Origin of the sequence: Corallococcus sp. bb12-1 (assembly GCF_026626765.1) — a bacterium.
Taxonomy (GTDB): Bacteria; Myxococcota; Myxococcia; order Myxococcales; family Myxococcaceae; genus Corallococcus; species Corallococcus terminator.
Genome location: NZ_JAPNJZ010000018.1, coordinates 325,500 through 349,835 on the forward strand (window position 1 = coordinate 325,500; position 24,336 = coordinate 349,835).

Below are 24,336 nucleotides of genomic sequence, written 5' to 3' on the forward strand. Positions count from 1 at the left end.
CCCTTCCACCGCCGACCTTCGCTCAGCCGAACGCGTCGATGCCGGTGATGGCCTTGCCCAGCACCAGCGTGTGCACCTCGTGGGTGCCCTCGTAGGTGAAGACACTCTCCAGATTCAGCATGTGGCGCACCGGCGGGTAGTCGTCCGTGATGCCGTTGGCGCCGTAGATGCTCCGGGCCACGCGGGCGATCTCCAGCGCGCTCTTCACGTTGTTGCGCTTGGCCAGGCTCACCATCACGGGGTTGCTCTTGCCTTCGTCCTTGAGGCGCGCGAGCCGCAGGCTCAACAGCTGCGCCTTCACGATCTCCTGGAGCATGTCCGCCAGCTTCTCCTGCGTGAGCTGGTAGCCGGCGATGGACTTGCCGTCGAACTGCGCGCGGGACAGCGCGTACTCACGCGCTCCCTCGAAGCAGGCGATGGCCGCGCCCGTCACCGCGAACGCAATGCCGGCCCGCGCGTTGTTGAGACACGACAGCGGCCCCTTGAGGCCCACGACGCCGGGCAGCACGTTGCGCTCGGGCACGCGCACGTCCTGGAACGACAGCTCGCTGGTGAGGGACGCGCGCAGGGAGAACTTGCCGGGAATCTCCCGGGCGCTGAAGCCCGGCATGCCCTTCTCCACCAGGAAGCCGCGCACGGACTCCGCGCCGCCGTCCTCCGTCTTCGCCCACACCACCGCGACGTCCGCGATGCTGCCATTCGTAATCCACGCCTTGGTGCCGTTGAGCACCCAGTGGTCGCCGTCCTTCCGGGCACGGGCGCGCATGCCGCCGGGGTTGGAGCCGAAGTCGGGCTCCGTGAGGCCGAAGCAGCCGATGAGCGTCCCCCTTGCCATGCCCGGCAGGAAGCGCGCCTTCTGCTCCTCGCTGCCGAAGGTGTGGATGGGGAACATGCACAGCGAGCCCTGCACGGACGCGAAGCTGCGCAGGCCGGAGTCCCCCCGCTCCAGCTCCTGGAGGATGAGCCCGTAGCTGACGGTGCTCATCCCCGCGCAGCCGTACCCCTGGAGGTTCGCGCCAAGCACGCCCAGCTCCGCGAGCCCCGGGACGAGGTGCGCGGGGAAGGTGCCGTCCCGGAAGTGCCGCCCGATGATGGGCAGCACCTCCGAGTCCACGAAGCGGGCCACGGAGTCGCGGGCGGCCTTCTCCTCGGCGGACAGCAGGTCGTCGATGCGGAACAGGTCGGTGATGTCGGCGCGGGGCATGCCGGGGTGCTTAACGTCGCACTCCCGGAGCCGTCAAACCCGCGCTCGGTGCGTCACTCCCCTCCGGGGATGAGCGCCTTCGGGTCCGCGTCCCGCAGGAAGTTGACCAGCGGACCATCGATCTTCCGCTGGCCGTCCACCACCACCGTGGGCTTGAGGAAGAAGAGGTTGCTCCAGCAGAAGTCAGACAGCGCCTGCTCGGCGGCGTCGTTCCAGGTCCCGTCCACGACACCGGTGTAGTGCCCGGTCTTGCTCAGCGCGGTCTTCACGGTCTTCGCGATCGCCGCGTTGAGCACGACGAGGTCCGACGCGTACGGCGCGGCGATGCCCGCCTGGTAGCGGTTCATCTCCACGTCCAGGTCCTTCAGCGCGGTCCTGCTGTTGTGCACGACGGCGTCCGCCAGCACCTTCGTGTAGAAGGTCGATTCGTTCTCCGAGGTCCAGACGCGGACGACACCGGAGCGCTCGCCGTTGACGTCCCGCCCCACGCGGGCCCCCGCCCAGAGCGACGCGAGCAGCCGCTGCGGCAGGCTTCCCTTGGCGTTCTGGAAGCCCATGGCCATCGCGGTGCAGACGAGCGGGGTGGTCTGATTGTTGGCCTGCACCACGAAGCTGGCGCCCTTCACGGCGCAGCGCTGCGGGGCGTTCTCCGCGCCGGTCCGCTGGCCCACCGTGATGGTGCCGTTGGGGTTGAGCTTCACCGCGGCGAGCTGGCGGTAGTCCGCGTACGGATCCACGGTGAACACGTAGTCGACGGCCGTCTGGGCCGTGTCGCCCGCGTCCGTGCGGGCGATGACCGCCTCGGCGTCATCCACCGAGGGGTAGAACATGGTGGCCACCGCCACGTCCGGGCGGCCGTAGGGCACCAGGCCGCTGATGCCCGCGGGGAAGGAGATGCTGGCCACGCCGCACGACTTCTCCACGGCGTCGCACGCGACGATGGCGCGCGTGCCCAGGACTCGCGGGTTGACGGTGGCACCAGCGGGCGGCGCCGCGAAGGACTGGGTGGACGCCAGCAGGGATGCGACAACCAACAGGCCGCGCTCAAGGGAGTTCATGCTCATGGTGCCTCGGGGCAAGGCGCTCCCGTCGTCATGCGCCAGGCGCATGGAAGCGGGAGCCCTTTCGTCAGGGGAGAGTGACTGAGGAAACCGCCAGGGCCCGCGACTCCTGGCCCGGCGGTGCTGCGCCATGAAACGCGCGGAATTTCCGCGCATATCGCGGGCAGAAAAAGAATCCGGGCGGAGGCAAGAACGCAGGGAAGGGAGCGGTGTCCCCGGCCAGCGCGAACACGCGTCAACGCGAGGCGGGCGCGGGGCTATGCTTCCGGCCCATGGCAAGCGAGACGACGAAGACGGTGGTGGTGACGGGCGCCAGCCGGGGCATTGGCCGCGCGGTGTCCCTGGCGTTCGCGCGCGAGGGCTATGACGTGTGGGCGCTGGCGCGGTCCGCGGAGTCGCTGGAGGCCCTGCGCAAGGAAGGCGGCGAGCGCATCCGCACGCACGCGGTGGACGTGGGGGACGAGTCCGCGCTGCTCGCCGCGTGCAAGGTCATCCTGGCGGGCGGGGCGCCCCGGGTGCTGGTGAACAACGCGGGCATCACGGTGTCCGCGCCGCTGACGAAGACGAGCACGGCGGACCTGGCGAAGGTGATGGCGGTGAACGTGACGGCGCCGTTCATCCTGTGCCGTGAGCTGATGCCGGCGATGGTGGCGGCGGGTGGCGGGCGGGTCATCAACATCGGGTCCATCACCTCCACGCGCGGGGCGAAGTACACGTCCGCGTACTGCGCCTCCAAGCACGCGCTGCTGGGCCTGACGCGCGCGCTGGCGGTGGAGTACGCGCGCAAGAACGTCACGGTGAACAACGTGAACCCGGGCTGGGTGGAGACGGACATGTTCGCGGGCGCCACCGCCGCCGTCTCCAAGACGACGGGCCGCACGCAGGAGCAGGCGCGCGAGGCCCTGGCGTCGATGAACGCGATGGGCCGCATCATCCAGCCGGAGGAGGTCGCGGCGGTGTGCCTCTTCCTCGCGTCGGAGGCGGCGGGCGCCATCACCGGCGCGGCCTACGCCATCGACGGCGGCGAGGCGGGGTAGCGGGCCTCACGGACGCGGAGGGCGGTGCTTCCAGCCCTCCGCGTGACGACGGGCCGTCACAGCCGGTACTGGCTCACGATGGTGCTCACGTCGTGGGACGCGATGGTGAGGCGCGCGGCGGCGACGGCGCTCGTGGCCACGCGCTCCACCGTCTCATCCGCCAACCGGGTCAGGTCGCTCAGCGCGGCGAACAGCTCCGCGATGCCCGCGTCCTGCTGGCTGACCATGTCCGCGATGCTCTTCACCGACTCACTGTTGTTCTGGATGACCGTGGCCAGCGCGCGCAGGCTCTCACCCGCCGCCCTCGCCTGGTCCAGGCCGCCCTCCACCTCGCGCGAGCCGCCTTCGCTCGTCTTCACCGCTTCGGAGATGGCCCGGCCGATGTCGCCGAGGATGGACTGCACGCGCGAGGTCGCCGTCGCGGACTGGTCCGCCAGCGAACGCATCTGCCGCGCCACCACCGCGAACGCCCGCCCCGACTCGCCGCTGCGCGCCGCCTCGATGGCCGCGTTGAGCGCCAGCACGTTGGACTGGTCCGCCAGGTCCTTCACCGTGCCGGTGATGTCACCCACCTGCCGCGTGCGCTGCCGCAGCTCCGACACCGTGCTGGAGATGCGCTCCACCTGCGAACGGATGTGGGTCAGGCCCCCGACGCTGCCCGCCACCGCGGACTCGCCCGCCTGCCCCACCGCGCCCGCCTTCTCCGCCTCGCGCAGCACGCCCGTCGCCCGCTGCGCCGCCGCCCGGGAGCTCTCCTGGAGCTGCCGCGCGGCGATCTGCGTCTGGTGCAGCGCCGCCGCCTGCCGCGTCACCGCCAGATTCTGATCCGACGCGGACGTGGCCAGCTCCAGCGCCGTCGCCTCCAGCTCCTGCGCCGACCCCTTGAGCGCCACCAGCACCGCGCGCAGCCGCGCCATCATGTCCCCGAAGGACGTGGCCAGCTGTCCAATCTCATCCTTCGAATGGACCTCCAGCGTGCCGCTGAAGTCCCCTTCCGCCACCACCCGCGCCGCCGCCGCCGTCAGCGCGTTCAGGGGCGCCATCATCCGCCGCACCAGCAGGAAGACGCCCGCGCCCGCCAAGAGCGCCACCAGCAGCCCGATGCCCAACACGCCCACCAGCGTGGAGCGCATCCGCGCCCACTCCGCCGACGCGCCGCGCGCGAGCACCAGCTCCACCCCGTCCCCCACGTCCACCCGCGACAGGTGCAGCGCCGCGTCGCCCACGTCCACCGCGCCGCCGTTCGCCACGCCCGAGGCCGCCGCCGACAACAGCGCGGGCACCGTCACGGTGCGCACCGACTGCGCCACCACCCGCGCCCCCACGTGCAGCAGCGACTCCAACTGCTCACTGCCCGCGCCCAGGCGCCCCAGGTCGTCCGCGCCCAGCTCCGCCCCCACCACGAGATAGCCCACCGTGGCGCCGTTGGACTGGACCGGCTGCGCCGCCGCCAACAGGGGCGCGCCCGTCGCCGGCGACAACACGTGCCCCTGCTGCCGCACCACCTTCTCCAGCCCCGGAAGACTCCCCTCCCGCGTGGACGCAATCAGCGTTCCATCCGGACGCACGAGCGCCAGCAGGTCCACGCCCAGGAGCGCGCGCTGATCCGCCAACAGCCCCGCCTGCGCACCCCCGGCGGCCCCGCGCTGCAGCTCGCTGGCGAACACCGGGCCCGTCACCGCCACGCGGGACAGCTCCGTGAGGACCCGCACCTCCTGGTCCTTCAGCGCCTGCCAGCGGGTCGCATCCCGCCCCAGCGCGGAGACCATCTCGGCCTCCACCCGCGAGCGCAGCGACAGGCCCATCAGCGACACGGTGCCAAGGGTGAGGGCGATAACCACGGCGGTGAGCGCCGCGGTCAAGCGCGCGGCAAGGCTAAGCGTCATACGCAACGGGCACTCGGTCGAGGGAGAGGGGGGGCGATGCGGGGGGCCCCAGAATATCCCGGAAATGGCGAAGGATTGAAGTCCCTGTGTCTGGCGACTCCCCTCCGTCGAGCTGGACCCTCCTCGACGGGTCGGAAGGACCCGCCGACCCGGAGGGTCCACTTCCCTGACTTCCCTGGCCTCAGCCGTCCTGACGCAGGCGGATCAGGCCGCGGCGACGCGCAGCACGACGGCGGTGATGTTGTCGCGGCCCCCGGCCTCGTAGGCGGCGGAGACGAGCGCATCACACGCGGCCTGGGCGGAGGTGGCCTGCAACAGCTCCGTCATGGCCTCCGGACCCAGCGGCTCATACAGGCCGTCCGAGCACAGCAGGAACACATCCCCGGGCTGCGCCTCCAGCCGCCGCACGGTGGGCTCCGCGTTCTCGGTGCCCAGCGCGCGCGTGATGAGGTGGCGCAGGTTGGCCGGGTTGCCCGGCGGTTCGCGGCCGGCGGCCCGCAGCTCCTCGATGAGCGAGTGGTCACGCGTGAGCGACTCCAGGTGTCCGTCGCGCAGGCGGTACAGGCGGCTGTCGCCCACGTGGGCCACCGCCGCGTCCCGCTCCCCCACCGCGAGTGCCACCACCGTGGAGGCCATCTCCTTGAGCTTGCCCACGCGGCGCACACGCAGGGTGCGCTGGGCCAGCGCGGTGCAGGCGGCCAGGTAGTTCTCCTCCCGGCTCCTGGCGGGATCCACCGCGTCCGGCCACGTGCCGTCCCGGTCCCGATCCAACCGGTCGCTGAAGCCCGCGAAGGTGTCCACCACGCACTGACTGGCCACCTCGCCGCCCTCCTGCCCCCCCAACCCGTCCGCCACCACGAACAACCCACGCTCGGGCAGGACGCAGTACGCATCTTCGTTGTGCGGTCGGCGCCCGATATGGGTCTGCCCCGCGCTCTCGAATCTCATGACTGCCGCCTCCTGGCTGGGCTCCCGTACAGCAAGCGGGAGGCCAACGGCCATGTCTCTTCGCGCCCGGGATGCCCGCGCCGGGTTTTCTCCTGAGAAAGACGCTCGGAGGCCCGTTCCCTGTGCTCCATGGCACTTCCTTGTCCGACGACCGACGTTGCGCCCGTCCTGCCCCCGCCCGTCCATGCTGAACGGATATCCAGTCCTGGACGAAGGGTGGGGACCACGGAAATCGACGACCTGACGGCGAACGGGATGATGTCGCACCTGACTTACGTCACGGGAGGCAGCAGAAGATATCGGGCATCGTCGGTGGATTGTTGTTCGCGATGCACGCATGCCCTCCTGAAGCCGATTCCGTGGGCCCCCCTAGCAACTCCCCCCGGGCCCGGCGGACAATCCAGAAGCTGCCCGACGTGCGGGCCATCACCCGAGGAGAACCATGACCTCCATCCGCCGCGTGGGTTCTGGCATCTCGACATCGCGGGCCTACTCCATCTCCTCGCAGTTGGAGGTCACCGCCCCGGTGCGCAAGGAGCCCCTGGCGCCGGTGGATCCGGTGCGGCGGGGCTTCTCCGACGACAGCGACTTCCAGGCCGACGCCGAGGGCGACCTGAACGGCGCGCTGTTCGCGGACCTCGGGCCCGACGAAGCCGCCCCGAACGCGGCGCGTGGACGCGCGGGCCAGGAGGCCCCGGAGCCCCGGGCCGCCCTGATGGAGAACTCGCAGCTGCGCGCCTTCGCGGGCGTGAGCGAGTTCGAAGCGACCGCCCCCTCGTACGCGCAGCGGTTGGGCACGCCCATGTCGACGCCGCTCATGCAGGCGCGGCTGGCCAACCCCCAGCGGCGCACCGAGGAGGTGGAGACAGACCCCTCCATGGACCCGTCCGACATCCTGTCGCCTGACGCGGCGGCCTGGGAGCTCCAGAACCTGGACACCATGCCCCGCACCGTCTCCGCGCAGGAGGCCGAGGACCTGCTGTTCCTCCTGGAGTCGGGAGACCTGTCCGGCCTGAGCGACGAGGAGCTGCGCGCCCTGGGCGAGGAAGCCGGCGCCGAAGACGCCGACCTGGAGTTGGACTCCTCCGGAGCCACGGAAGGTCAGGACGACTTCATGGCCACGATGGACGACAGCGTGCCGGACCTCGAGTACGCCGAAGGGTCGATGAACGTCCCGCCGCCGGATGACTTCCTGGCGGACGTGAACGACTTCACGCTGGAGGCCCCCGAAGCCCACGGAGCGGCCCCGGCGGAAGTTCCCGTGGAGACCCGGGCCGAAGCCCCGCCGGCCTTCACGCACGAGGACAGCGTCGTGGTGGCGCCGGAGCTGACCCAGGCCGCCGTGACGGACGCCCCCGCGAACGCCGAATCCCCGGTGGACGCCGCCGTGCTCGCCAGCGCGGGGACGGACATCGAGGACGTGCAGGACGCCGACTTCGTGGAAGCGGAAGCGGAGGCCCACACCGCGCCTCCGGCGTTCCACCCGCCCGAGTCCTGAGGCGGGGCCGCCGTCCCTCGCGCCCTGTCGCTCAGGGCGCGGGCGTGTCCGCGAGCGCGGCATCCAGTTGCTTCTGCGCCTCCACCACGTCCTTCTGGAGTTCGTTCGTGTAGCGCTCGCGCTCCGGACTCCTCCACTCGGCGGAGGAGAACTGGTGGAGCGTGTACTCGCGCGTGGTGTGCACCGGACCGCGCAGCGTGACCATCAGCTCGCGGTCCGGGTCGCCCATCTCCTTGAGCAGGAAACCCTCCACGTCGCGCAGGGTCAGCGGGAACGTGGGGGACTCGTCGCGGATGAGCTTGCCGAAGACGTTGAGCCGCACCTCCTGCACGCCCTCGGGCAGCTCCTCGTTGAAGGACACCGCGGAGAACGGCACGCCCCCTTCGTCATCCAGGCGCGCGGACACCACGTACCGGCCCGCCTTGCGCACCTGGACCGTCAGGTACAAATCCAATGAACCCGCCTCCAGCACCTCGCGCACCCGGCGGGTGAACGTGGCCGGCGGCGCGGGCGTGTAGAGCACGTCGAAGAACGTCGCGTCCTCCTGCGAGCCGGAGCGCACGCGCACGTCCACGCGCAGCGTGCCGGAGAACATCGCGAAGCCCTGCCTCGACGGCTGGAAGCGGCCGGTGAGCACCCCATCCCCGGCCACCGCGTCACCGTCCTGGCCCCGGTCACCGAAGGCGAGCGGCACGCCGGCCGCGCCTCCCGCGCCCGCCATGTGCTCCGCCTCGTGCGCCACCGCGGACACCACCTCGCACGGGCGCGGCTCCCGGCGCGAGTCCTCGCACGCCACGGTGAAGAACACGGACTCCTCACCGACGACGAACACCTTGTCCTGCTTGAGCCGCAGCTGCACGTCGGAGGTGCCGTCCTGCGCGGCCTTCGGGCTCAACGGCCGCGTGCGCTCCGGCTCCGCCAGCTCCATTTGATCCGGATGCTCGCGGCTGGGTCGGGACTCGGGCGGATAGCGCGTGGCCGCCACGTAGGACTCCAGCGAAGCGCGCGCGCGCTCCAGGCGCTTCTGCCACAGCTCGCGCCGGGCCTCGCGCTCGCGGGCCTCCGGGCTGAGCAGCGACGGCGCCGCTGCTTCGACAGCCCCGGGCGGACCCGCGCGCCCCGCCGGGGCCCGGGCCAGCGCTCCGGGCTCGGGCTCTGGAAGGGGGGAGGCCTCCGGCAGGCCTTCCTGCGCTTCGGCCCCCTCGCTTGCCTGCCACCAGAACAACACCCCGACCCCGAGCACCAATGGCACGAGGGCAAGGAACCACCGGCCGCGTCGCAGCCAGGAAGAAGATGAGGCGGGGCCGTCGTCGGGGGTCATGTGGGGACTTCGCCGGAGGGGGCGGGGGAAGCCGTCAGTCTAGTACGCGTACTTGACGACGTCCTCGCGCACCTTGGAGACGATGCCGCCCCAGTTGCCGTTGGCGTGGTGGTTGAACGACTCGCCGTCATCGCGCAGGGACACGGAGTGGAAGCCCCACTTCGCGCGGCCGTCGCTGCACGCCCCCGTGCCCGTGTTGAGCGTGCCGCCGCAGAACCAGTCGCCCGGGTTGCAGTAGGAGCCGTTCCCACTGCCGGACACACCGCCGGTGGAGTGGTAGGCCACGGCCTCGTCGTCCTGGCCCGGGAGGATGCCGGAGTACAGCGTGCCCTTGGAACCGGCGAACATGTAGAACCACACGTTGCGCGTGGTGTTGTGGTTGAACATGGCGCGCGCCGTCGTGGTGACCAGGTCGCTCACCAGCGGGTCGCTCACCGCCCAGTCGCCGTGGTCCGCCAGCTCACTGCCGCCGCCCGCGCCGGACGCGATGTCCACCCACTTGATGTTCCAGCCCGTCTGCGTGGAACCGTCCGTGTTGCCACACTCGCCGTTGGCGTTGGGCGCCGCGTTCTTCTTGCTGCGCGCGCTGCCGCCGTACAGCGACAGGGCGTAGCCAATCTGCAGGTCACCCGCGCTGTGCGCGGCGACGTAGCACCAGTTCGTGCCCGTGCAGAAGCAGTCCAGCGCGTTGCGGATCCGGTAGTTCTCCGTGCCGATGCGCTGCGTGCCGTTCCAGTTGACCGCCTTCTTGTTCACCCCCGCCGCCGTGCCCGCCGGGCCCCAGTAGCTGAAGTCCGCGTAGTTGCCCGCCTTGGTGCTGTTGCCGTTCTTGCCGTGGATCCACAGCGTGTAGTTGGTCGCGGCGGCTTCGGTGCTCACCAGCAGCGTCGCGGCGGCCACGGCCGCGCCAATCAGCGTCTTCATCGGGGTGTGTCTCCTGGGGACTCTCTCAGAGGGATGAGAGGGCTTGCCGCACGGCCGCAAGCCGGGCGAGGGGACAACCACTCTAGGGGTTGTTTTCAATGAAGGCGATAAGCCGAAAGCCCAGGTGATACGGAAAAAAGCTAACGCATTGCGCCGGCCGGAAATGTCACACCGGGGTATCAAGGACCCCGCTGTTCACGAAGCGCTCCAGTCGCATCAATGCTTCCGGCAGGTTGGCTCGACCCAGGCCCAGACGGAAGTGATTGCCTTCAAAGGCATACACGTTTCCGGGTAACAACAGCACGCCCTCGCGGGCGATGAGCGCTTCGGTGAAACGACCCACCGGGATGTTTCGCGTCAAACGGGGGAAGGCCACGCTGCCGGCGCGCGGACGCACCCAGTGGAAGGTGTCCGGGTGGCGGGCGAAGAAGGCATCCAGCAACGCGAGGTTCCGGGTGAGCAGGCTCCGGCTGCGCGCGAGCACCTGCTCCCGGGCCTTGAGGGCGATGAGGGACAGCACCTCTCCAGGCGCGCTGTTGCAGAGCGAGGTGTAGTCCTTGAAGGCCCGGCACCGCGCCAGCAGCTCCGCGTCCCGGCACGCGAGCCAGCCCACGCGCAGCCCCGCCAGGCCGAAGGCCTTGGACATCACGCCCAGGCTCACGCCCTTCGGGAAGCATGACGCCGCGGGCGGCAGCGTGTCCGCCGGGTCGTACTCCAGCAGCCGGTACACCTCGTCGGAGAAGAGGTGGATGCCGCGCGCTTCGCACAGCTCGCACAGGGCCTGGAAGGTGGCGCGGTCCGGCAGCGAGCCCGTGGGGTTGTGGGGGAAGTTCACGACCACCATGCGCGTATCGGGGCGCAGCGCGGCCTTCAGCGCGTCCAGGTCCAGCGCCCAGCCGTCGGCCTCGCGCAGGGGCAGCAGCGTCACCTCCGCGCCGGTGGCGCGCGCCACCTCGTAGAGGGACTGGTAGCCCGGCCACGTGACGACGGCGTGCGTGCCCGGGCCCAGGTGGACGTTCATCGTCACGAACAGGGCCTCCTGCGCGCCCGCGAAGGTGAGGATGTCGTCGGGCCCAAGGCCCGGGTACATCCCGGAGATGGCCTCGCGCAGCACGGGCAGGCCGGGCGTCTCGGTGTAGCCGAGCGTCAGGTCCTCCCAGCGCATCCGGTCCTCCGGGGACGCGAGCGCCAGCAGGTCCGCCATGCGCCAGCCCTCCACGTCGGAGGCGCACAGCAGGTAGGGCGCGGAGAACTCCCAGCGCGCGAAGTACCGCTCCAGTTCGAAGTCGGGGATGTGCATGACGTCCTCGCGTAGCGCTCGCCTGCCCGCCCGGTGGTGGAGCGGGCCCGTGGGCCTTGCCGGACAGGCGGGCGGACGGGCGTGCCGCCGGGAGCAGCCGGCGGCCCATGCATAGCTTGAGTCGCGACCCGTTGAAGCGCTTTCCCACCCCGCGGTGAGTCCCAAGGGAGTTCGCATGGCCTCGACGAAGATCCCCCTCACGCTCCTGGACCCGGATGGCGGCTGGGTGAATGCCCCCGTCCACGTGTCGGAGCTCGATGGGCTGCCTGTCCTCCTGCACTTCTGGACCCTGGACTGCGAGGACTGCTCCGCGCAGTTCGAGGCCGTGAACCACTGGGTGGTGGAATACGGGCCGCGCGGGCTGAAGGTGATTGGCGTGGACGTCACCCACTCCGAGACGGAGCTGCGCGACACCAACAAGGTGGAGGGCTTCGCGCGCGAGCACGGCCTGCGCTACCCCATCGCGATGGACGACGGCTCCATGGCGAAGTCATACGGCGTGGACAAGCACCCGGCCTTCCTCCTGTTCGGCCCGGATGGACGGCTGAAGAACCGCATTGGCGGCAAGGACGCCGTGCGCCGCGTCCGCGCGCTGCTCAAGAACCTGCCCGAGGGAGAGCACGAGCTGACGGGCCAGGTGTCCGACGCCGAAGAGGCCCAGGTACCGGCCAGTCCCTAGCGGGCACCCGCGCGCATCGCCTTCCTCCCCTTCCCTTCTGGAGTCGCACCATGGCTGAACGACGTCACCGCGAGCGAAAGGGCCTCTCCCTCGGAGCACTGGCCGCCGGAGTCGGCGCGGCCGTGGGCCTGGGCCAGATGCTCCGTCCGCGCTACAGCTTCAAGGACCGCACGGTGATCATCACCGGAGGCTCGCGGGGCCTGGGGCTGGTGATGGCGCGCCTGCTGCTGAAGGAGGGCGCGCGCGTGGCCATCTGCGGCCGGGACAACGAAACGCTCCAGCGGGCCCGCGCGGAGCTGGAGCGCGAGGGCGGCGACGTGCTGGCCATCCGGTGCGACGTGCGCGTCCAGGTGCAGGTGGACGCGATGGTGGGCGCGGTCCACGAGCGCTGGGGCGCGGTGGACGTGCTCATCAACAACGCGGGCATCATCATGGTGGGCCCGCTGGAGTCCATGGCCCTGGAGGACTTCGAGGAGGCCATCGCCGTCCACCTGTGGGGGCCCCTGTACACGACGCTCGCGGTGACGCCGGACATGAAGCGGCGCGGCGAGGGCCGCATCGTCAACATCTCCTCCATCGGCGGGAAGGTCAGCGTGCCGCACCTGGTGCCGTACTCCGCGAGCAAGTTCGCGCTGGTGGGACTGTCGGACGGCCTGCGCACGGAGCTGGCCCAGGACGGCATCAAGGTGACGACGGCGTGCCCCGGCCTGATGCGCACGGGCAGCCCGCGCAACGCATCCTTCAAGGGCGACCACGAGAAGGAGTACGCGTGGTTCCACATCAGTGATTCGACGATGGGCGTGTCGATGGGCGCCGAGCGCGCTGCGCGCAAGATTCTTGAAGCCTGCCGCCGCGGGGACGCGGAGGCCCTGGTGGGCATGCCGGCGAAGCTCGCCGCGGCGGGCCGCGCCCTGGCCCCCAACCTCACCGCGCGCGTGCTGGACGCCGTCAACCGCCTGCTGCCCCAGGACAGCAACCCGGACCGCTACCGGGGCAGCGACAGCGAGACGCCCATCACCCGCTCCTGGCTCACGGAGATGAGCCGCCGCGCGGCGGAGCGCAACAACGAGAACGAGGCGTCCCTGCACTGAAGGCCGGGACACCCCGGGCGAAGGCTCAGGCCTTGCCGTCCATCTCCGCCAGCTCCATGCGCCAGTGGCCCCGGTGCTCGTACGCCTGGGCCAACTGGTCGTTGAGCGCGGCGAGCATCTTCACGTTGCCGTCCTGCTCGTAGCCCTTGAGGGACTCCTCGCAGGCGGGCACGCGGGTGAGGAACGTCTTCAGCGCGTCCAGGCTCAATTCCTTCACATACATCCCGTACCCCAGCTTCTCCAGGTACAGGGCATTGAGCACCTGTTCGAACTGGCCTCCCACCGGGATGCTCAACAGAGGCTTGTGCAGGTAGACGGCTTCGCTCATCAGCGTGTAGCCGCCGCCCGCGACCACCGCGCGCGCCGTGCGCAGGTCGTCGATGAAGCCCGCCTCACTGAAGGGCCGGTACGTGAGGTTTCCGTCCACCAGGTCCTCCTTCAGGTCGCGGCGCAGGCCGTACACGCGGCACGGGACGCCGGACTGCTTGAGGATTTCGGGCAGGTGCGTGTTCGTCGTCGCCGTCTGGTACACGAGCAGGTGTTCGCCCCGCTCCGACTTCGCCGAAAGGATTTCCGGCCGGAGGATGGACGGCGCCAGCGTGGTGCGGCGCTTGCGCAGGGGCGGGTAGAAGAACGTCGTCGCCAGGTAGTGGAAGGCGCCGGGCAGCTTCGCCTTCACGATGGCGCGCGTGGCCTCGAAGCTCTCCTCATGGCCCGCGAGCAGCGACGGCTCATGCTGGCAGCGGTTGATGACCTGCATGTTGTCCACGCTGATGACGGGCAGCCGGTGGTTCTTCGCGAACAGGTAGCTGAACGTCTCGAAGTCGCTCACCACCACGTCCGGCTTGAAGCCCTCCACCAGGTCGAAGTACTGGCGCACGTTCTGCGGCCAGCCCTTCACGGCGCCCTGCAGGTTCTGCAGCACCGTCTGCCACTTCTTCACCGAGTTCCCCTCGTAGGCGATGGTCAGGCCCCAGATGCCGTGCACGTTCTGGAAGCGCTGGGACAGGTAGCTCTGCGCCCGCCCCGACACCACGATGTGGACCTCGTGTTCCTTCGTCAGCGCTTCGAGCAGCACGCGCGAGCGCGTCGCATGGCCCATCCCTTCGCCGACGACCCCGTACAGGATTCGCATGGTCCGGAAGCATACGCGCCAGCGGCCTTCATCGCCCCGTCCCACCCGCGTCGGTGCTAGGCCTCGCGTCCATGACCGCCCTGCCCTCCTCCCGGGGTACCGCCCTCCTGCGCGCCGCGTCGCTCGGGTTGGTCGCCGGCCTGCTCCTGGGCGGGCTGCTCCTGCTCGCCCGGGGCGCGAAGGGCGTCTTCTTCCCGGCGGACTGCACGGGCCTGACCGACCCCGAGTGCCAGTTCACCCGGGAGACCGACCGCGACCTGGGCCGCGTGCAGACGCTCTCCGGCGGCGCGCTCGTCGCGCTGGGCGCCGCGCTCTTCGCCCTCACCCGCCCCCGACCTCCCGCTTCGGGCGGTGACGCGCCACCTCCGGGGTCCGATGACACCAGCGCTTGAGACGTTGAGAGCCTTCATCGGGAAGGCTTTGCCGCGACGCACAAGCAGGCAGGCACCTTTCGCCTTCAGATCATTTTCGCTCAGTGGGTAGACCTACTAATTACTACTGGCCCGACCATTAGGTTTGGGGGTAGGAGACCGCCTTATGCAGCTCGAATCGTTGAAGATGTTCTGTGACGTGGTCGAGACGGGCTCGTTCTCGCGCGCGGCGCAGCTCAATCACGTGACGCAGTCAGCGGTGAGCCAGCAGATTCGCGCGCTGGAGAACCGGTACGAACAGAAGCTGCTCTCGCGCAGTGCGCGTCAGGTGACGCCCACGCCGGCGGGCGAGCGCCTGTTCCGGGGCTGCAAGGAGATCCTCGCGCGCTTCGCGGAGGTGGAGCAGGAGATCCGCGAGCAGGCCACGGAGGTCGCGGGCGCCACCACGGTGTCCACCATCTACTCGGTGGGCCTGCACGAATTGAACGTGGTGCAGAAGCAGCTGTTGAAGACGCACCCCAAGGTCAACATGCGCCTGAACTACCGGCGCAATGATCAGGTCTACGACGACGTGATTCTGGGCGCGGCGGAGATTGGCATCGTGGCCTATCCGCAGCCGCGCGCGGGCGTGGACATCCTGCCGTTCCGCGACGACAAGCTGGCGGTGGTGTGCGCGCCCAACCACACGTTCGCCACGAAGACGAAGGTGAGCGTCACGGCGCTGTCGGGCGTGCCCTTCATCGCCTTCGACCGTGAAGCGCCCACGCGCAAGGCGTTGGATCGCCTGTTCCGCGAGAAGAACATCGACATCAATCCGGTGATGGAGATGGACAACGTGGAGACCATCAAGCGCGCGGTGGAGATGGGCCTGGGTGTGGCCATCCTCCCGCTCGCCACGGCCCACGCGGAGATCAAGGCGGGCACGCTGGTCGCGAAGCCCTTCGCCGAGGGGCCGGTGTCGCGCCCCATCGGCCTGCTCATCCGCAAGGGCAAGTACCTGGACCGCGCGTCCGCCGCCGTGCTGGAGGCCTTCAAGCAGGCCTCCCTGCTCCCGCAGGACGACTGACTTTACGCTTCGAAGGCCCTCGCCCGGCGGGCGCTCAGTACATCTTGCGCAGCCGGGCGGCGAAGAAGCCGTCGTAGCCCTCGGGGCCCGGCAGCGTGCGCAACCACGCCTGGGCCAGGGGCAGCTTGAGACCGGGCAGCACGGGCGGCTCCGCCGTCCACTCCGGGTGGCTGCGCAGGAACATGTCCACCTGGTCCTGCCCCTCCTGCGGCTCGGGCGTGCACACCGCGTACACCAGCAGGCCCCCGGGCGGCACCGCTTCCTGGCAGTTCTCCAGGATGCGCCGCTGGAGCGTGGCCAGCCGGGGCACGTCCTCCTCCTTGCGGCGGTAGCGCAACTCCGGGTGCCGGCGCAGCGTGCCCAGGCCCGAACAGGGCGCGTCCACCACCACCGCGTGGAATTCGCCCCAGGCCTCCGGGAACGGCTCCGCGGCGTCGTGCGCGAAGGCCTTCAGCCGGCCGGACAGCCCCAGCCGCTGGGCCTCCGCGTCGATCTTGCGCAGCTTGTTCGCGTGCAGGTCCACCGCCACCACGTCGTGCGTCTCCGCCTGGTGACAGGCCTTGCCGCCCGGCGCGGCGCACGCATCCAGCACCCGCGCGGACTCCGGAATCTGGCCGTAGACGCCCACGAGCTGCGCGGCTTCGTCCTGCACCTGCCACAGCCCTTCCGAATAGCCGTACAGGTCCTCCACCTTCCCCACGGGCGGCAGGGTGATGCCCACAGGCGAGAACTCCGTGGGGCGCGCGTCCACGCCCACTTCCTTGAGCTGGGCGAGCAGCGCGTCGCGCGTCACCTTGGACGTGTTGGCGCGCACCACCACCGCGGGCGGCAGGTTGTTGGCCACCAGCATCGCTTCGGCGCGCTCGCGGCCGAACTGGCGGATCCACCGCTCCACCAGCCAGCGCGGATGGCTTTCGCGCACGGACAGGTACTCCACCGCGTCCTTCTGGGACGGCAGCGGCGCGGAGGGCAGCTCCGACAGCTTGCGCAGGATGGCGTTGGTGAAGCCCGCCGCGCGCGCGAGGCCCACGTCCTTGAGGGCCTGCACGGTCTCCGCCACGGCGGCCCGCGCGGGCACGCGAGTGTGGAAGAGCTGGTAGGCGCCGACGCGCAGCGCGGCCAGCACCTTGTCCTCCAGCGCGTCCAGCTTGCGGTCCGCGAAGCGGGTGATGGCGTAGTCCAGCGCCATCTGCCGGCGGGTGGCGCCGTAGGTCAGCTCCGTGACGAGCGACGCGTCGCGGGGGTCCTTGGGCGGGTGTTCCGACAGCGCCGTGTCCAGCACGACGTTGAGGTAGGCGTCCGTGGCGCGCACGCGCGCGAGGATGTTGATGGCGAGGGTACGGGCGTTCATCCTTCTTCCAGCCGGGTCATCAAATCCACCAGTTGCTCGTCCGACATCCGCGTCGCGGGCAGATGGGACAGGGTGAGGCTCTGGAGACTGTCCTCCAGGAGGTCGCGGTGGCCACTCTCCGCGGGTTCGCCACGCTGGACCTGCTGATACTTCGCGCGTGCCCAGGTGGCCAGCTCCGCATCGCTGAGTCTTCCGGCCAGCCGGTCCGCGATCTTCTGGCGCACCAGCGCCCGGGTGAGCAGGTCCGACGCGGGCGTGGCCCCCGCCTTCGCCGCGCGGCCCAGCGTCTTGCCCGCCTTGCCTTCCGTCTTCGCATCCGAGGACGTCGTGGACTTGCGGCCCAGCGTCTTCAGGTGCCCCCCCGCCTCCACCGTGCGCGCCAGCGAGCGCGTGGGCGAGGCCAGCGGCGTGGGGTCCGACGCGCCGCCCTTGAGCGGGTGCACCCGGCCCACCAGCTTGGGCGTCGGGCGGGCCGTGCCCTCCGTCGGCGCGCCCTTGCCCTTGCGCCGGCCCAGCGTCTTCACGGGGCCCGGGATGGCGGGGTTGAAGATGCCGCTCGCGAAGGTCTCCAGCGCCTGGAGGTAGGGGTCGAAGCCGTGCAGTCCCAGCACCTGCATCGCGCACGCCTCCGCGACGATGGACTCGCGCGCGGGCGGCTTGAGCAGCACTTCGATGGCGGGCAGGCCCACCGCCTCCAGCGCTTCCTTCAGCGCGTAGGACGTGAAGTAGCCCGCCGGGTTGATGACGATGCCCTCCACGTGCTTGCGCTCGGCGTGCAGCGTGTCGATGAGGACGCCCTCATGGTTGGACTGGACGATTTTCAGCTCCAGGCCCAACGCCTTCGCCTTCTCGCGCAGGGCCGCGTCGAGGTCCGACAGGCGGCCCCCCGCGATGTCCTCGAGCTCGCCCAGGAGGTTGAGGTTCGGTCCGTGCAACACCAGCAGCTTCATGCCCATCGATGGAGACTCCCTAGGCTTCGATGATTCCATGGGGCGCTCGGGGCGCGCTCATGACGAAAACGGCTGACTGCCCGGCTGCAGTTTGTGGCCGGAGAGGAAATCCGACGCGCGCATCACGCGCTTGCCCTCTGGCTGGACATCCAGGAAGACGAGCGAGCCCTCGCCACACGCCACCTCGATGCCCTCCGGCCCCGCGGACAACACCGTGCCGGGCTCGCCTTTTCCCGACGCGGGCCGCATGTGGTGCACCTTGAAGACCTTGCCTGACAGCAGCGTGTACGCGCCGGGCCACGGCGTGAAGGCCCGCAGGCGCCGATCCAACTCCACCGCGGACTTCGTGAAGTCCAGCTTCGCGTTCTCCTTGTCGATGATGGGCGCCAGCACCATGCCCTCGGACGGCTGGGGCGTGGGGGTCAGCTCCCCGCTCAGGTAACGTGGAAGGGATTCGCGGAGCAGCTCTCCGCCCAGCGCGGCCAGCTTCGGGTACAGCGTGGCGCTCGTGTCGTCCGGGGCGATGGGCAGCCGCTTCGTCGCCAGCATGGGGCCCGTGTCCAGGCCTTCGTCCATCACCATCAGCGTCACGCCCGTCTCCGTGTCGCCGTGCGCGATGGCCCACTGGATGGGCGCGGCGCCCCGGAAGCGCGGCAAGAGCGACCCATGCACGTTGACGCAGCCCTTCACCGGCAGGGCCAGCAGGTCCTTGGGCAGTATCTTCCCGTAGGCCGTCACCACGCAGACGTCGGGCGCGTACTGGCGCAATTCGTCCACGAAGGGCGGCGTGCGCAGCTTCTGCGGCTGGAGCACCGGGAGGCCTTTCTCCAGCGCGCGCTCCTTCACGGGCGACGCGATGGGGGCGCCGCTGCGGCCCTTGGGCTTGTCCGGCTGGGTGACGACGGCCACGACGTCGCCCACGTCGAAGCAGGCCTCCAGCGAGGCCACGGCGAACTCGGGCGTGCCCATGAAGACGATGCGGGGTCGGCTCATTGTGAGGGGAGTCCCTTGGGAAGAGGGGGAGTGGTTTTCAGGCCACGGACTTGAAGGTGGCGGGCGGCGCGGACGTGTCCACCGCCTGCCGCTTGCGGGCGCGCAGGGACTCCAGCGTGGCCAGGGCCTCGCGGGCCTCGGGCGTGGCGCCCAGGTCCTTGAGCACCGACAGCGCCTGCTCCAGCGCCAGGGCCTCGTCGGCCTCGCGCTGACGGATGCGGTCCACCGCCTCGCTGAAGCGCCCGAAGAAGGCTCGCAGTTCATCCTTGCGCCGCAGGGGGCGCAGGCGCGGATAGCGGCCGGCCGCGAGCGCCGCGACGTAGAGGCTCATCACGTGAACGGGTCCCGCCACACGGTGCGTGAAGAGCAGGCCGAACAGGCCCAGCGCGATGCCCATGCCCACGGTGCCCACGCCGGTGAGCCACCAGAGCGTCTCCTCGCCTGACAGCCCGCCTTCGGCGGACATCCGCAGCACCTGGTTCGCGAGCACGCCGAACAGCAGCATGCTCCCCGCCCCCATCCCCGTGAGCAGCAGGATGTATTTGAGCTGGAACTCCCGGTCGAGCAGGTACGTCCGACGGAGGATGTTCGGACGCGACGCGTTACGACTGTCTTCAGCAAGGGCCATGTCGTTGACCAGCGTACCCCAGGAGTCGTTGGAGGTTTGCGTCCTTCGACACGTCGGGTCTACACCCGACGGCAGCGCAGACTTTTGGACGCAAAGGAGCCCCATGCCCATGTCCCGCTCAGTCGTCGCCCTGTCCCTCATGGTGTCCTGCCTCACCTTTGGAGGCTGCACGAAGCAGGACCCGAAGACGCCGGAGTACTGGCAGTCGAGTCTGGAGGGGGCGAAACGCCCGGATGACCGCGTGCGAGTCATTGAGTCGATGCGCACGTCGGGCAACGTGAACGAAGCGTTCCTGCCCTTCCTCCACGCGCGCCTGGCGTCCGAGCGCAAGCCGGAGGTGAAGGCGGCGGTGGCGCGGACGCTGGGCGACCTGCACCACGCCTCCTCGCTGGAGCCGCTGACGGCGGCCATTGATCCATCCGCCAGCGATTCGTCCGAGCAGCAGGTGAACAAGGCGATCGTCGGCGCGCTGGGCAAGATTGGAGATGCGCGCGCGGTGCCGTCGCTGGTGCCGCTGCTGCGCAACAAGGACAACTACACGCGCATCGAGGCCGTGCAGGTGCTGGGCGCGCTGAAGGCGAAGCCGGCGGTGGATTCGCTCATCGCGATGGCGACGGACGAGGCCGCGGAGCCCTTCCTCAACAAGAAGGCCATCGAGGCGCTGGGCCAGATTGGCGACCCACGCGCCATCCCCGCGCTGCTGCGCACGCTGACGAAGGAGCGCCGGGGCGTGTCCTTCTACGTGGAGAGCAGCTTCGCGCTGTACCAGATGGGCGCGCCCGCGGCGGATGCGCTCCTGCCAGCGCTGGAGGGCAAGGACCCGGAGCTGCTCACGTGGGCGAAGGCCCAGGGCGTCAACCCGGCCAGCTACCCGATGAAGGTCGCGCAGGTGCTGGGGGACCTGAGGGAGAAGCGCGCGGTGGCGCCGCTGGTGAAGCAGTTGTCGTTCTCGCATTCGGATCCGCAGATCCAGGCGCTGGTGCGGATGCAGGCGGCGGATTCGCTCGGGCGGATGAGGGCGCCGGAGGCGGTGAAGCCGCTCTCGGCGCTCGTGTCGGAGCCGGACCCCACGGTGCGGGATGTCTATGTGCGAGCGCTCTCGCTGGTGGGCAGCCGCGACGCGCTCCCCGCGCTGGAGAAGGCGGCGGGCAGCCCGGACTGGTACGCGCGGGAGGTGGCCTTGAAGGGCATCGCGCTGCTGGGGGATGCGCGTGAGCAGCCGATGCTCGCGAAGCTGGCCGCGGCGGAGCCCGCGCGGACGGCGGCCGACTGCCAGGTGACGGGAGAGGAAGGCTGCGAGGACGCGGCGGCGCTGGGCAAGAAGCGCGCGGACCTGATCCTGGGCCATGGCGCGGTGCTGGAAGCGGCGCAGGCCTGTACCGGCAACGCGGGCTGCTGGTCGCAGCGGCTGCCCAAGGCGGACGCGGTGCTGCTGGAGCGCGCGGCGCTGGAGCTGGGACGTTCAGGCGCGGCGGACCAGGGCCCGACGCTGGCCACGCGGCTCACCGAGAAGAACACCGAGGCGCGCGCCACGGTCATCCAGGCGGTGGACTGGCTGACGGATGAGCCCGCCGCGGCGAAGAAGCTGCGCGAGGCGTCGCTGCCCGCGATGCGCAAGCAGTTGGAGGATGAGAAGGGCAACACGAACTTCGTGCGCGTCAACGAGGACCTGCGCCGGCTGTTGATCAAGCTGGAACGGGCCTGACGTCGGCCTCCGCCGCACGCAGGGCCGGTGGCATGCGCTCCACCGCGTGGTGGAGCACGCCCAATTGGCGCACCAGCCGCGACACCTGCGTGCGCTCCAGCGCGTCCACGCCTTCCACCGGAGGCGCCTCACGCTTGAGCCCACCCGGCACGCGGCGCGCCACCAGCGCCGAGGACAGTTCCTCCAGCGCGTCCGACGCGTAGCGCACCACCGGCCCCAGGTCTGACTCCGCATGCCAGGCCCGGCTCGCGGCCAGCGCCGTCACCGCCGCCGTGAAGCGCCGCGCGAAGGTGATGAGCGCCATGCCCGGCTCCAGCTCCTTCGCCGGGCCCTTCCACTCGCTGAGCAGCCGCTGGAAGGACGCCTCCGCCGACAACAGCGCCACGCCCACCTTGCGCCGCGCCTCGCGCAGGGCCGGCTCCGTGGGCACCGGCGTCCGCGCCACCTCCCGCAGGTAGTCCCGGTCCGCCCGAAGCACGGAGGCCACCTCCTCCGGGAAGCGCGCGTGTTCGGGACTCGGCCACAACAACCGCATGCCCGCCAGCGCCAGCGCTCCGCCCAGCAGCGTGTTGAAGATGCGCACGCCCGCGAGCTGCCAGTCCCCCGTCTGGATTTCCGCGAGCAGCACCAGCGCGGGCGCCAGCAGCACCTGGAAGACGGTGAAGTTCAACGGCCGCACGCTCACCGACACGCAGATGAGCACCACGATGGCCGCGAGCATCAGCCACCGCGCGGGCAGCATGTGCACGAGCCCCATCGCCAGCACGCTGCCCACCAGCGTGCCCGCCACGCGTTGCAGCCCCTTCTCCATCGTGAGGCCCGCGTACGGTTGCAGCACGACGATGACGGTGATGGTCACCCAGTACCAGTGGTCGAGCCCCAGCCCCTCCGCCACCGCCGTCGCCACCGTGGCGGTGAGGCCCAGTCGCAGCGCATGCCGGAAGACCACGGACTTCGGCGTCAGGTGGTCGCCCAGCACCGCCCACCAGGAGCGCTCCTGGCCCGGCTCCGCGGCGAAGGGCTTCGTGTCGCGCTCGGGCAGGGGCCTGCCGCGCTCCAGCCGGGAGGCCACGTCCAACGCCACCGCACTGTGCTCGCGCAGCCGCCCCAGCAGCCCCGCGACGTGCGCGTACTGAGAACGCGCTGGCTCCGGCGGACTGCCCGCCTGGACCACCCGGGTCACCCCTTCCGCGTCCCAGGCGGCCGGCACCGGCACCGTGCCCCGCACCAGCGCACCCACCACGCCCCGCAGGTCCACCGCCAGCGACCGCAGCGCGCGCTGCGCCTCCAGGCGGGCTTCGCGGCAGGCCCCGTCGCGCGGCGCCTCGTCCAGCGACTCCGACATCGCGGTGAGCAGCAGCGACAGCGCGTCCGCATCCTCCAGCAACACCAGCAGGTGCTCGCCGCGTCCGCTCTCCTCCTGCCGCCCCTGCCGCGTGGCCCCCAGCGTGGCGCGCGCCGTCTCCAGCGACTGCCGCATGCGAGCCGCCCGCTGCACGGACTCCCACGTCCCCACCCGGGACGGCCCCTCCAGTGGCCAGTCCGCCACCGCCTCCGCGCCGCTCGCCAGTTCCTCGTAGCAGGTGGCGATGGCGAGCCGCGCCGGGCGGTAGGGCCTCAGCGGCCACAACACCAGCGACAGGAACATGGACCACAGGCCGCCCGCCACGAAGAACGCCGCCTGCATCAGCACGGCTTCCGGGCCGCGCGCGGGCAGGGCCAGCGACACCACGAACAGGTTCGCCAGCAGCATGCCCAGGATGCCCGGCGTGTCCCCGAAGCTGCGCGCGAAGCCGCACGCCGTCACCCACAGGAACGTCAGCGCCACGTCCACCCACAAGGGACTCGGTAGCGCGATGATGAAGCCCACCAGCGCGCCCAGCACCGTCATCGCACCCATCGCCCGGGCCCGGGTGCGGTACGGCCCGCCCTTGTCCACCAGCGCCACGAACAGGCCCGCCATGCCCGCCCACGACGCCTGCGGCATCTGCAAGAGGACGGAGACCAGCAGCGGGACACCCAACGCCAGCCCCGTGCGCAAACCCGCCGCCACCGCGGGCCGGCCCGGCTGGAAACGGAAGAGGCCGGCGACGTGGCGCGGCAGGTGCCCCCGGGCTGAACGCCCACGAGGCGCCACCCACCCTTGCTGCGCCGGCTCGCCCTCCTCCCCGCGCATCCTCGCCGCTCCTCCCCTGGTCAGAGTCCTTGGGGAAGATGGGATGCGCGGGCACTTCGGGCCGCCCCCGCCTGCCCGCATGCTTCACGGGCGAGCGGGGGCCAGCCGGTGCTTCAGCTGCGCTGCGCGTAGTACTCGACGATGAACGGCTCGTTCACGTCCACGGGGATCTCCTCGCGCTCCGGCAGACGCACGAACTTCATGCCTTCGCCCGCGCCCAGCACCTGCACGTAGGCGGGCACCTGCCGGGACTTCATCCGGCCAAAGGCGTCCTGCACCGCCGTCAGCTTCAGGTGCGCGGGATGGAAGCGCACCTCGTTGCCCGGCTTGAGGCGGATGCTGGGGATGTCCGCGTTGCGGCCGTCCACCTGGAAGTAGCCGTGGCGCACGAACTGCCGCGCCTGACGGATGCTCGTCGCCAGGCCCGCGCGCAGCACCAGCGCGTCCAGCCGGCTCTCCAGCAGCTGCATCAGCACCTTGCCGGTGTTGCCCGGCGACCGGCGCGCTTCCAGGAAGGCGCTGCGGCACTGCTTCTCCAGCAGGCCGTAGTACAGCTTCAGCTTCTGCTTCTCCCGCAGCCGCTGCGCGAAGTCGCTCACCGACGTGCGCGCCGTCGCGCCGTGTTGACCGGGCGGATACGGCCGCCGCAACACGGGGTCCTTGTCGGGGTCCTTCGCGCTGATGCGCGAAAGGGGAATGCCCAACCGCCGACACATCTTCCCTCGCGGTCCCAGTTCACGTGCCACGGCGTGTCCTCCGTCCTACCTGTTGGCTCGAGCCAAGTTGAAGTTGATAATCACTATCAATTTCAATACCCGCAAAGGAAGCGGGCGGTCAAGCTTCCAGCCACTGGGGGTGGGTGGACGGCGGGCCTGGAAGCGCTTGAAAATGAACCGAAATACATCCCCGCAAGGTCGCCTCCCTACCGGTCGGAAGGTTCATTTGCGCGAAATGTAGGACGAATACTTCATCAATAAAATCATGGCCTTGAGCCACAAAACCCCCTGTCAGG

21 protein-coding genes are annotated in these 24,336 nt (G+C 70.4%); 7 read left to right on the plus strand and 14 right to left on the minus strand.

Annotation, left to right across the window (positions count from 1 at the left end):
- Nucleotides 1-22: 22 nt before the first annotated feature.
- Together OV208_RS22060 and OV208_RS22065 are read right to left on the minus strand one after the other, a co-directional pair.
- Nucleotides 23-1,204 (minus strand): acyl-CoA dehydrogenase family protein, encoded by a 1,182-nt coding sequence (locus tag OV208_RS22060; RefSeq protein WP_267575847.1) that lies wholly within the window; start codon nt 1,202-1,204, stop codon nt 23-25.
- Nucleotides 1,205-1,257: 53 nt separating this feature from the next.
- Nucleotides 1,258-2,262, minus strand: a complete 1,005-nt coding sequence (locus OV208_RS22065; RefSeq protein ID WP_267575848.1) for a DUF1028 domain-containing protein — start codon at nt 2,260-2,262, stop codon at nt 1,258-1,260.
- Between the two features lie 275 nt (nt 2,263-2,537).
- Here OV208_RS22065 and OV208_RS22070 point away from each other — a divergent pair, with 275 nt between their 5' ends.
- Nucleotides 2,538-3,302 carry an SDR family NAD(P)-dependent oxidoreductase gene (locus OV208_RS22070; protein WP_267575849.1) on the plus strand — a complete coding sequence of 255 codons (765 nt, stop codon included), beginning with the start codon at nt 2,538-2,540 and terminating at the stop codon, nt 3,300-3,302.
- Nucleotides 3,303-3,358: 56 nt separating this feature from the next.
- Here the strand turns inward: OV208_RS22070 and OV208_RS22075 are convergent, their stop codons facing one another.
- Nucleotides 3,359-5,188: a methyl-accepting chemotaxis protein gene (locus OV208_RS22075; protein ID WP_267575850.1), complete on the minus strand. Its 1,830-nt coding sequence runs from the start codon at nt 5,186-5,188 to the stop codon at nt 3,359-3,361.
- A gap of 204 nt (nt 5,189-5,392) precedes the next feature.
- A complete protein-coding gene (locus OV208_RS22080; protein WP_267575851.1) occupies nt 5,393-6,136 on the minus strand; it encodes a PP2C family protein-serine/threonine phosphatase in 744 nt (247 codons plus the stop codon).
- A gap of 442 nt (nt 6,137-6,578) precedes the next feature.
- On the opposite strand from OV208_RS22080, the gene OV208_RS22085 reads away from it, so the two are divergent.
- Entirely contained in the window at nt 6,579-7,634 is a 1,056-nt protein-coding gene (locus OV208_RS22085; RefSeq protein WP_267575852.1) for a hypothetical protein, read from the plus strand.
- A gap of 31 nt (nt 7,635-7,665) precedes the next feature.
- Here OV208_RS22085 and OV208_RS22090 read toward each other — a convergent pair whose 3' ends face one another.
- The 3 genes from OV208_RS22090 to OV208_RS22100 all read right to left on the minus strand — a co-directional run bounded on the left by OV208_RS22090 (nt 7,666) and on the right by OV208_RS22100 (nt 11,179).
- On the minus strand, nt 7,666-8,955 hold the full coding sequence (locus OV208_RS22090; RefSeq protein WP_267575853.1) for a hypothetical protein: 1,290 nt from the start codon (nt 8,953-8,955) through the stop codon (nt 7,666-7,668).
- 39 nt (nt 8,956-8,994) lie between these two features.
- Nucleotides 8,995-9,879, minus strand: coding sequence for a hypothetical protein (locus OV208_RS22095; RefSeq protein WP_267575854.1), 885 nt, complete (start codon nt 9,877-9,879; stop codon nt 8,995-8,997).
- 166 nt (nt 9,880-10,045) lie between these two features.
- Nucleotides 10,046-11,179 carry an aminotransferase class I/II-fold pyridoxal phosphate-dependent enzyme gene (locus tag OV208_RS22100; protein ID WP_267575855.1) on the minus strand — a complete coding sequence of 378 codons (1,134 nt, stop codon included), beginning with the start codon at nt 11,177-11,179 and terminating at the stop codon, nt 10,046-10,048.
- Between the two features lie 175 nt (nt 11,180-11,354).
- On the opposite strand from OV208_RS22100, the gene OV208_RS22105 reads away from it, so the two are divergent.
- Both OV208_RS22105 and OV208_RS22110 read left to right on the plus strand, forming a co-directional pair.
- Entirely contained in the window at nt 11,355-11,858 is a 504-nt protein-coding gene (locus tag OV208_RS22105) for a peroxiredoxin family protein (RefSeq protein ID WP_267575856.1), read from the plus strand.
- 50 nt (nt 11,859-11,908) lie between these two features.
- Complete coding sequence (locus tag OV208_RS22110; RefSeq protein WP_267575857.1) at nt 11,909-12,949, plus strand: SDR family NAD(P)-dependent oxidoreductase; 1,041 nt, start codon at nt 11,909-11,911, stop codon at nt 12,947-12,949.
- Nucleotides 12,950-12,974: 25 nt separating this feature from the next.
- Here OV208_RS22110 and OV208_RS22115 read toward each other — a convergent pair whose 3' ends face one another.
- Nucleotides 12,975-14,084, minus strand: a complete 1,110-nt coding sequence (locus tag OV208_RS22115) for an MJ1255/VC2487 family glycosyltransferase (RefSeq protein WP_267575858.1) — start codon at nt 14,082-14,084, stop codon at nt 12,975-12,977.
- A gap of 71 nt (nt 14,085-14,155) precedes the next feature.
- Between OV208_RS22115 and OV208_RS22120 the strand changes: the two genes are divergently transcribed.
- Both OV208_RS22120 and OV208_RS22125 read left to right on the plus strand, forming a co-directional pair.
- Nucleotides 14,156-14,476, plus strand: coding sequence for a hypothetical protein (locus OV208_RS22120; protein WP_267575859.1), 321 nt, complete (start codon nt 14,156-14,158; stop codon nt 14,474-14,476).
- Between the two features lie 145 nt (nt 14,477-14,621).
- The gene (locus OV208_RS22125) at nt 14,622-15,521 is read left to right on the plus strand and encodes a LysR family transcriptional regulator (protein WP_267575860.1); all 900 of its coding nucleotides are present in this window, start codon (nt 14,622-14,624) and stop codon (nt 15,519-15,521) included.
- A gap of 34 nt (nt 15,522-15,555) precedes the next feature.
- On the opposite strand, the gene rsmB is transcribed toward OV208_RS22125, so the two are convergent.
- From rsmB to OV208_RS22145, 4 genes are read right to left on the minus strand one after another with little or no spacing between them, the layout of a single operon-like run.
- The gene (gene rsmB / locus OV208_RS22130) at nt 15,556-16,872 is read right to left on the minus strand and encodes a 16S rRNA (cytosine(967)-C(5))-methyltransferase RsmB (protein WP_267575861.1); all 1,317 of its coding nucleotides are present in this window, start codon (nt 16,870-16,872) and stop codon (nt 15,556-15,558) included.
- Nucleotides 16,869-17,828, minus strand: a complete 960-nt coding sequence (locus tag OV208_RS22135) for a type II 3-dehydroquinate dehydratase (RefSeq protein WP_267575862.1) — start codon at nt 17,826-17,828, stop codon at nt 16,869-16,871. Before OV208_RS22135 ends, rsmB begins: the two co-directional genes overlap by 4 nt.
- A 51-nt stretch (nt 17,829-17,879) precedes the next feature.
- Nucleotides 17,880-18,815, minus strand: a complete 936-nt coding sequence (gene fmt, locus OV208_RS22140; RefSeq protein WP_267575863.1) for a methionyl-tRNA formyltransferase — start codon at nt 18,813-18,815, stop codon at nt 17,880-17,882.
- Between the two features lie 37 nt (nt 18,816-18,852).
- A complete protein-coding gene (locus OV208_RS22145) occupies nt 18,853-19,443 on the minus strand; it encodes a signal protein (RefSeq protein ID WP_267575864.1) in 591 nt (196 codons plus the stop codon).
- A 109-nt stretch (nt 19,444-19,552) separates the two neighbouring features.
- On the opposite strand from OV208_RS22145, the gene OV208_RS22150 reads away from it, so the two are divergent.
- Nucleotides 19,553-21,148 carry a HEAT repeat domain-containing protein gene (locus OV208_RS22150; protein WP_267575865.1) on the plus strand — a complete coding sequence of 532 codons (1,596 nt, stop codon included), beginning with the start codon at nt 19,553-19,555 and terminating at the stop codon, nt 21,146-21,148.
- On the opposite strand, the gene OV208_RS22155 is transcribed toward OV208_RS22150, so the two are convergent.
- Nucleotides 21,129-23,324 carry an FUSC family protein gene (locus OV208_RS22155; RefSeq protein ID WP_267575866.1) on the minus strand — a complete coding sequence of 732 codons (2,196 nt, stop codon included), beginning with the start codon at nt 23,322-23,324 and terminating at the stop codon, nt 21,129-21,131. The two genes, OV208_RS22150 and OV208_RS22155, sit on opposite strands and share 20 nt — an antisense overlap.
- Nucleotides 23,325-23,437: 113 nt before the next feature.
- Entirely contained in the window at nt 23,438-24,070 is a 633-nt protein-coding gene (rpsD, locus tag OV208_RS22160) for a 30S ribosomal protein S4 (protein ID WP_267575867.1), read from the minus strand.
- Nucleotides 24,071-24,336 lie beyond the last annotated feature (266 nt).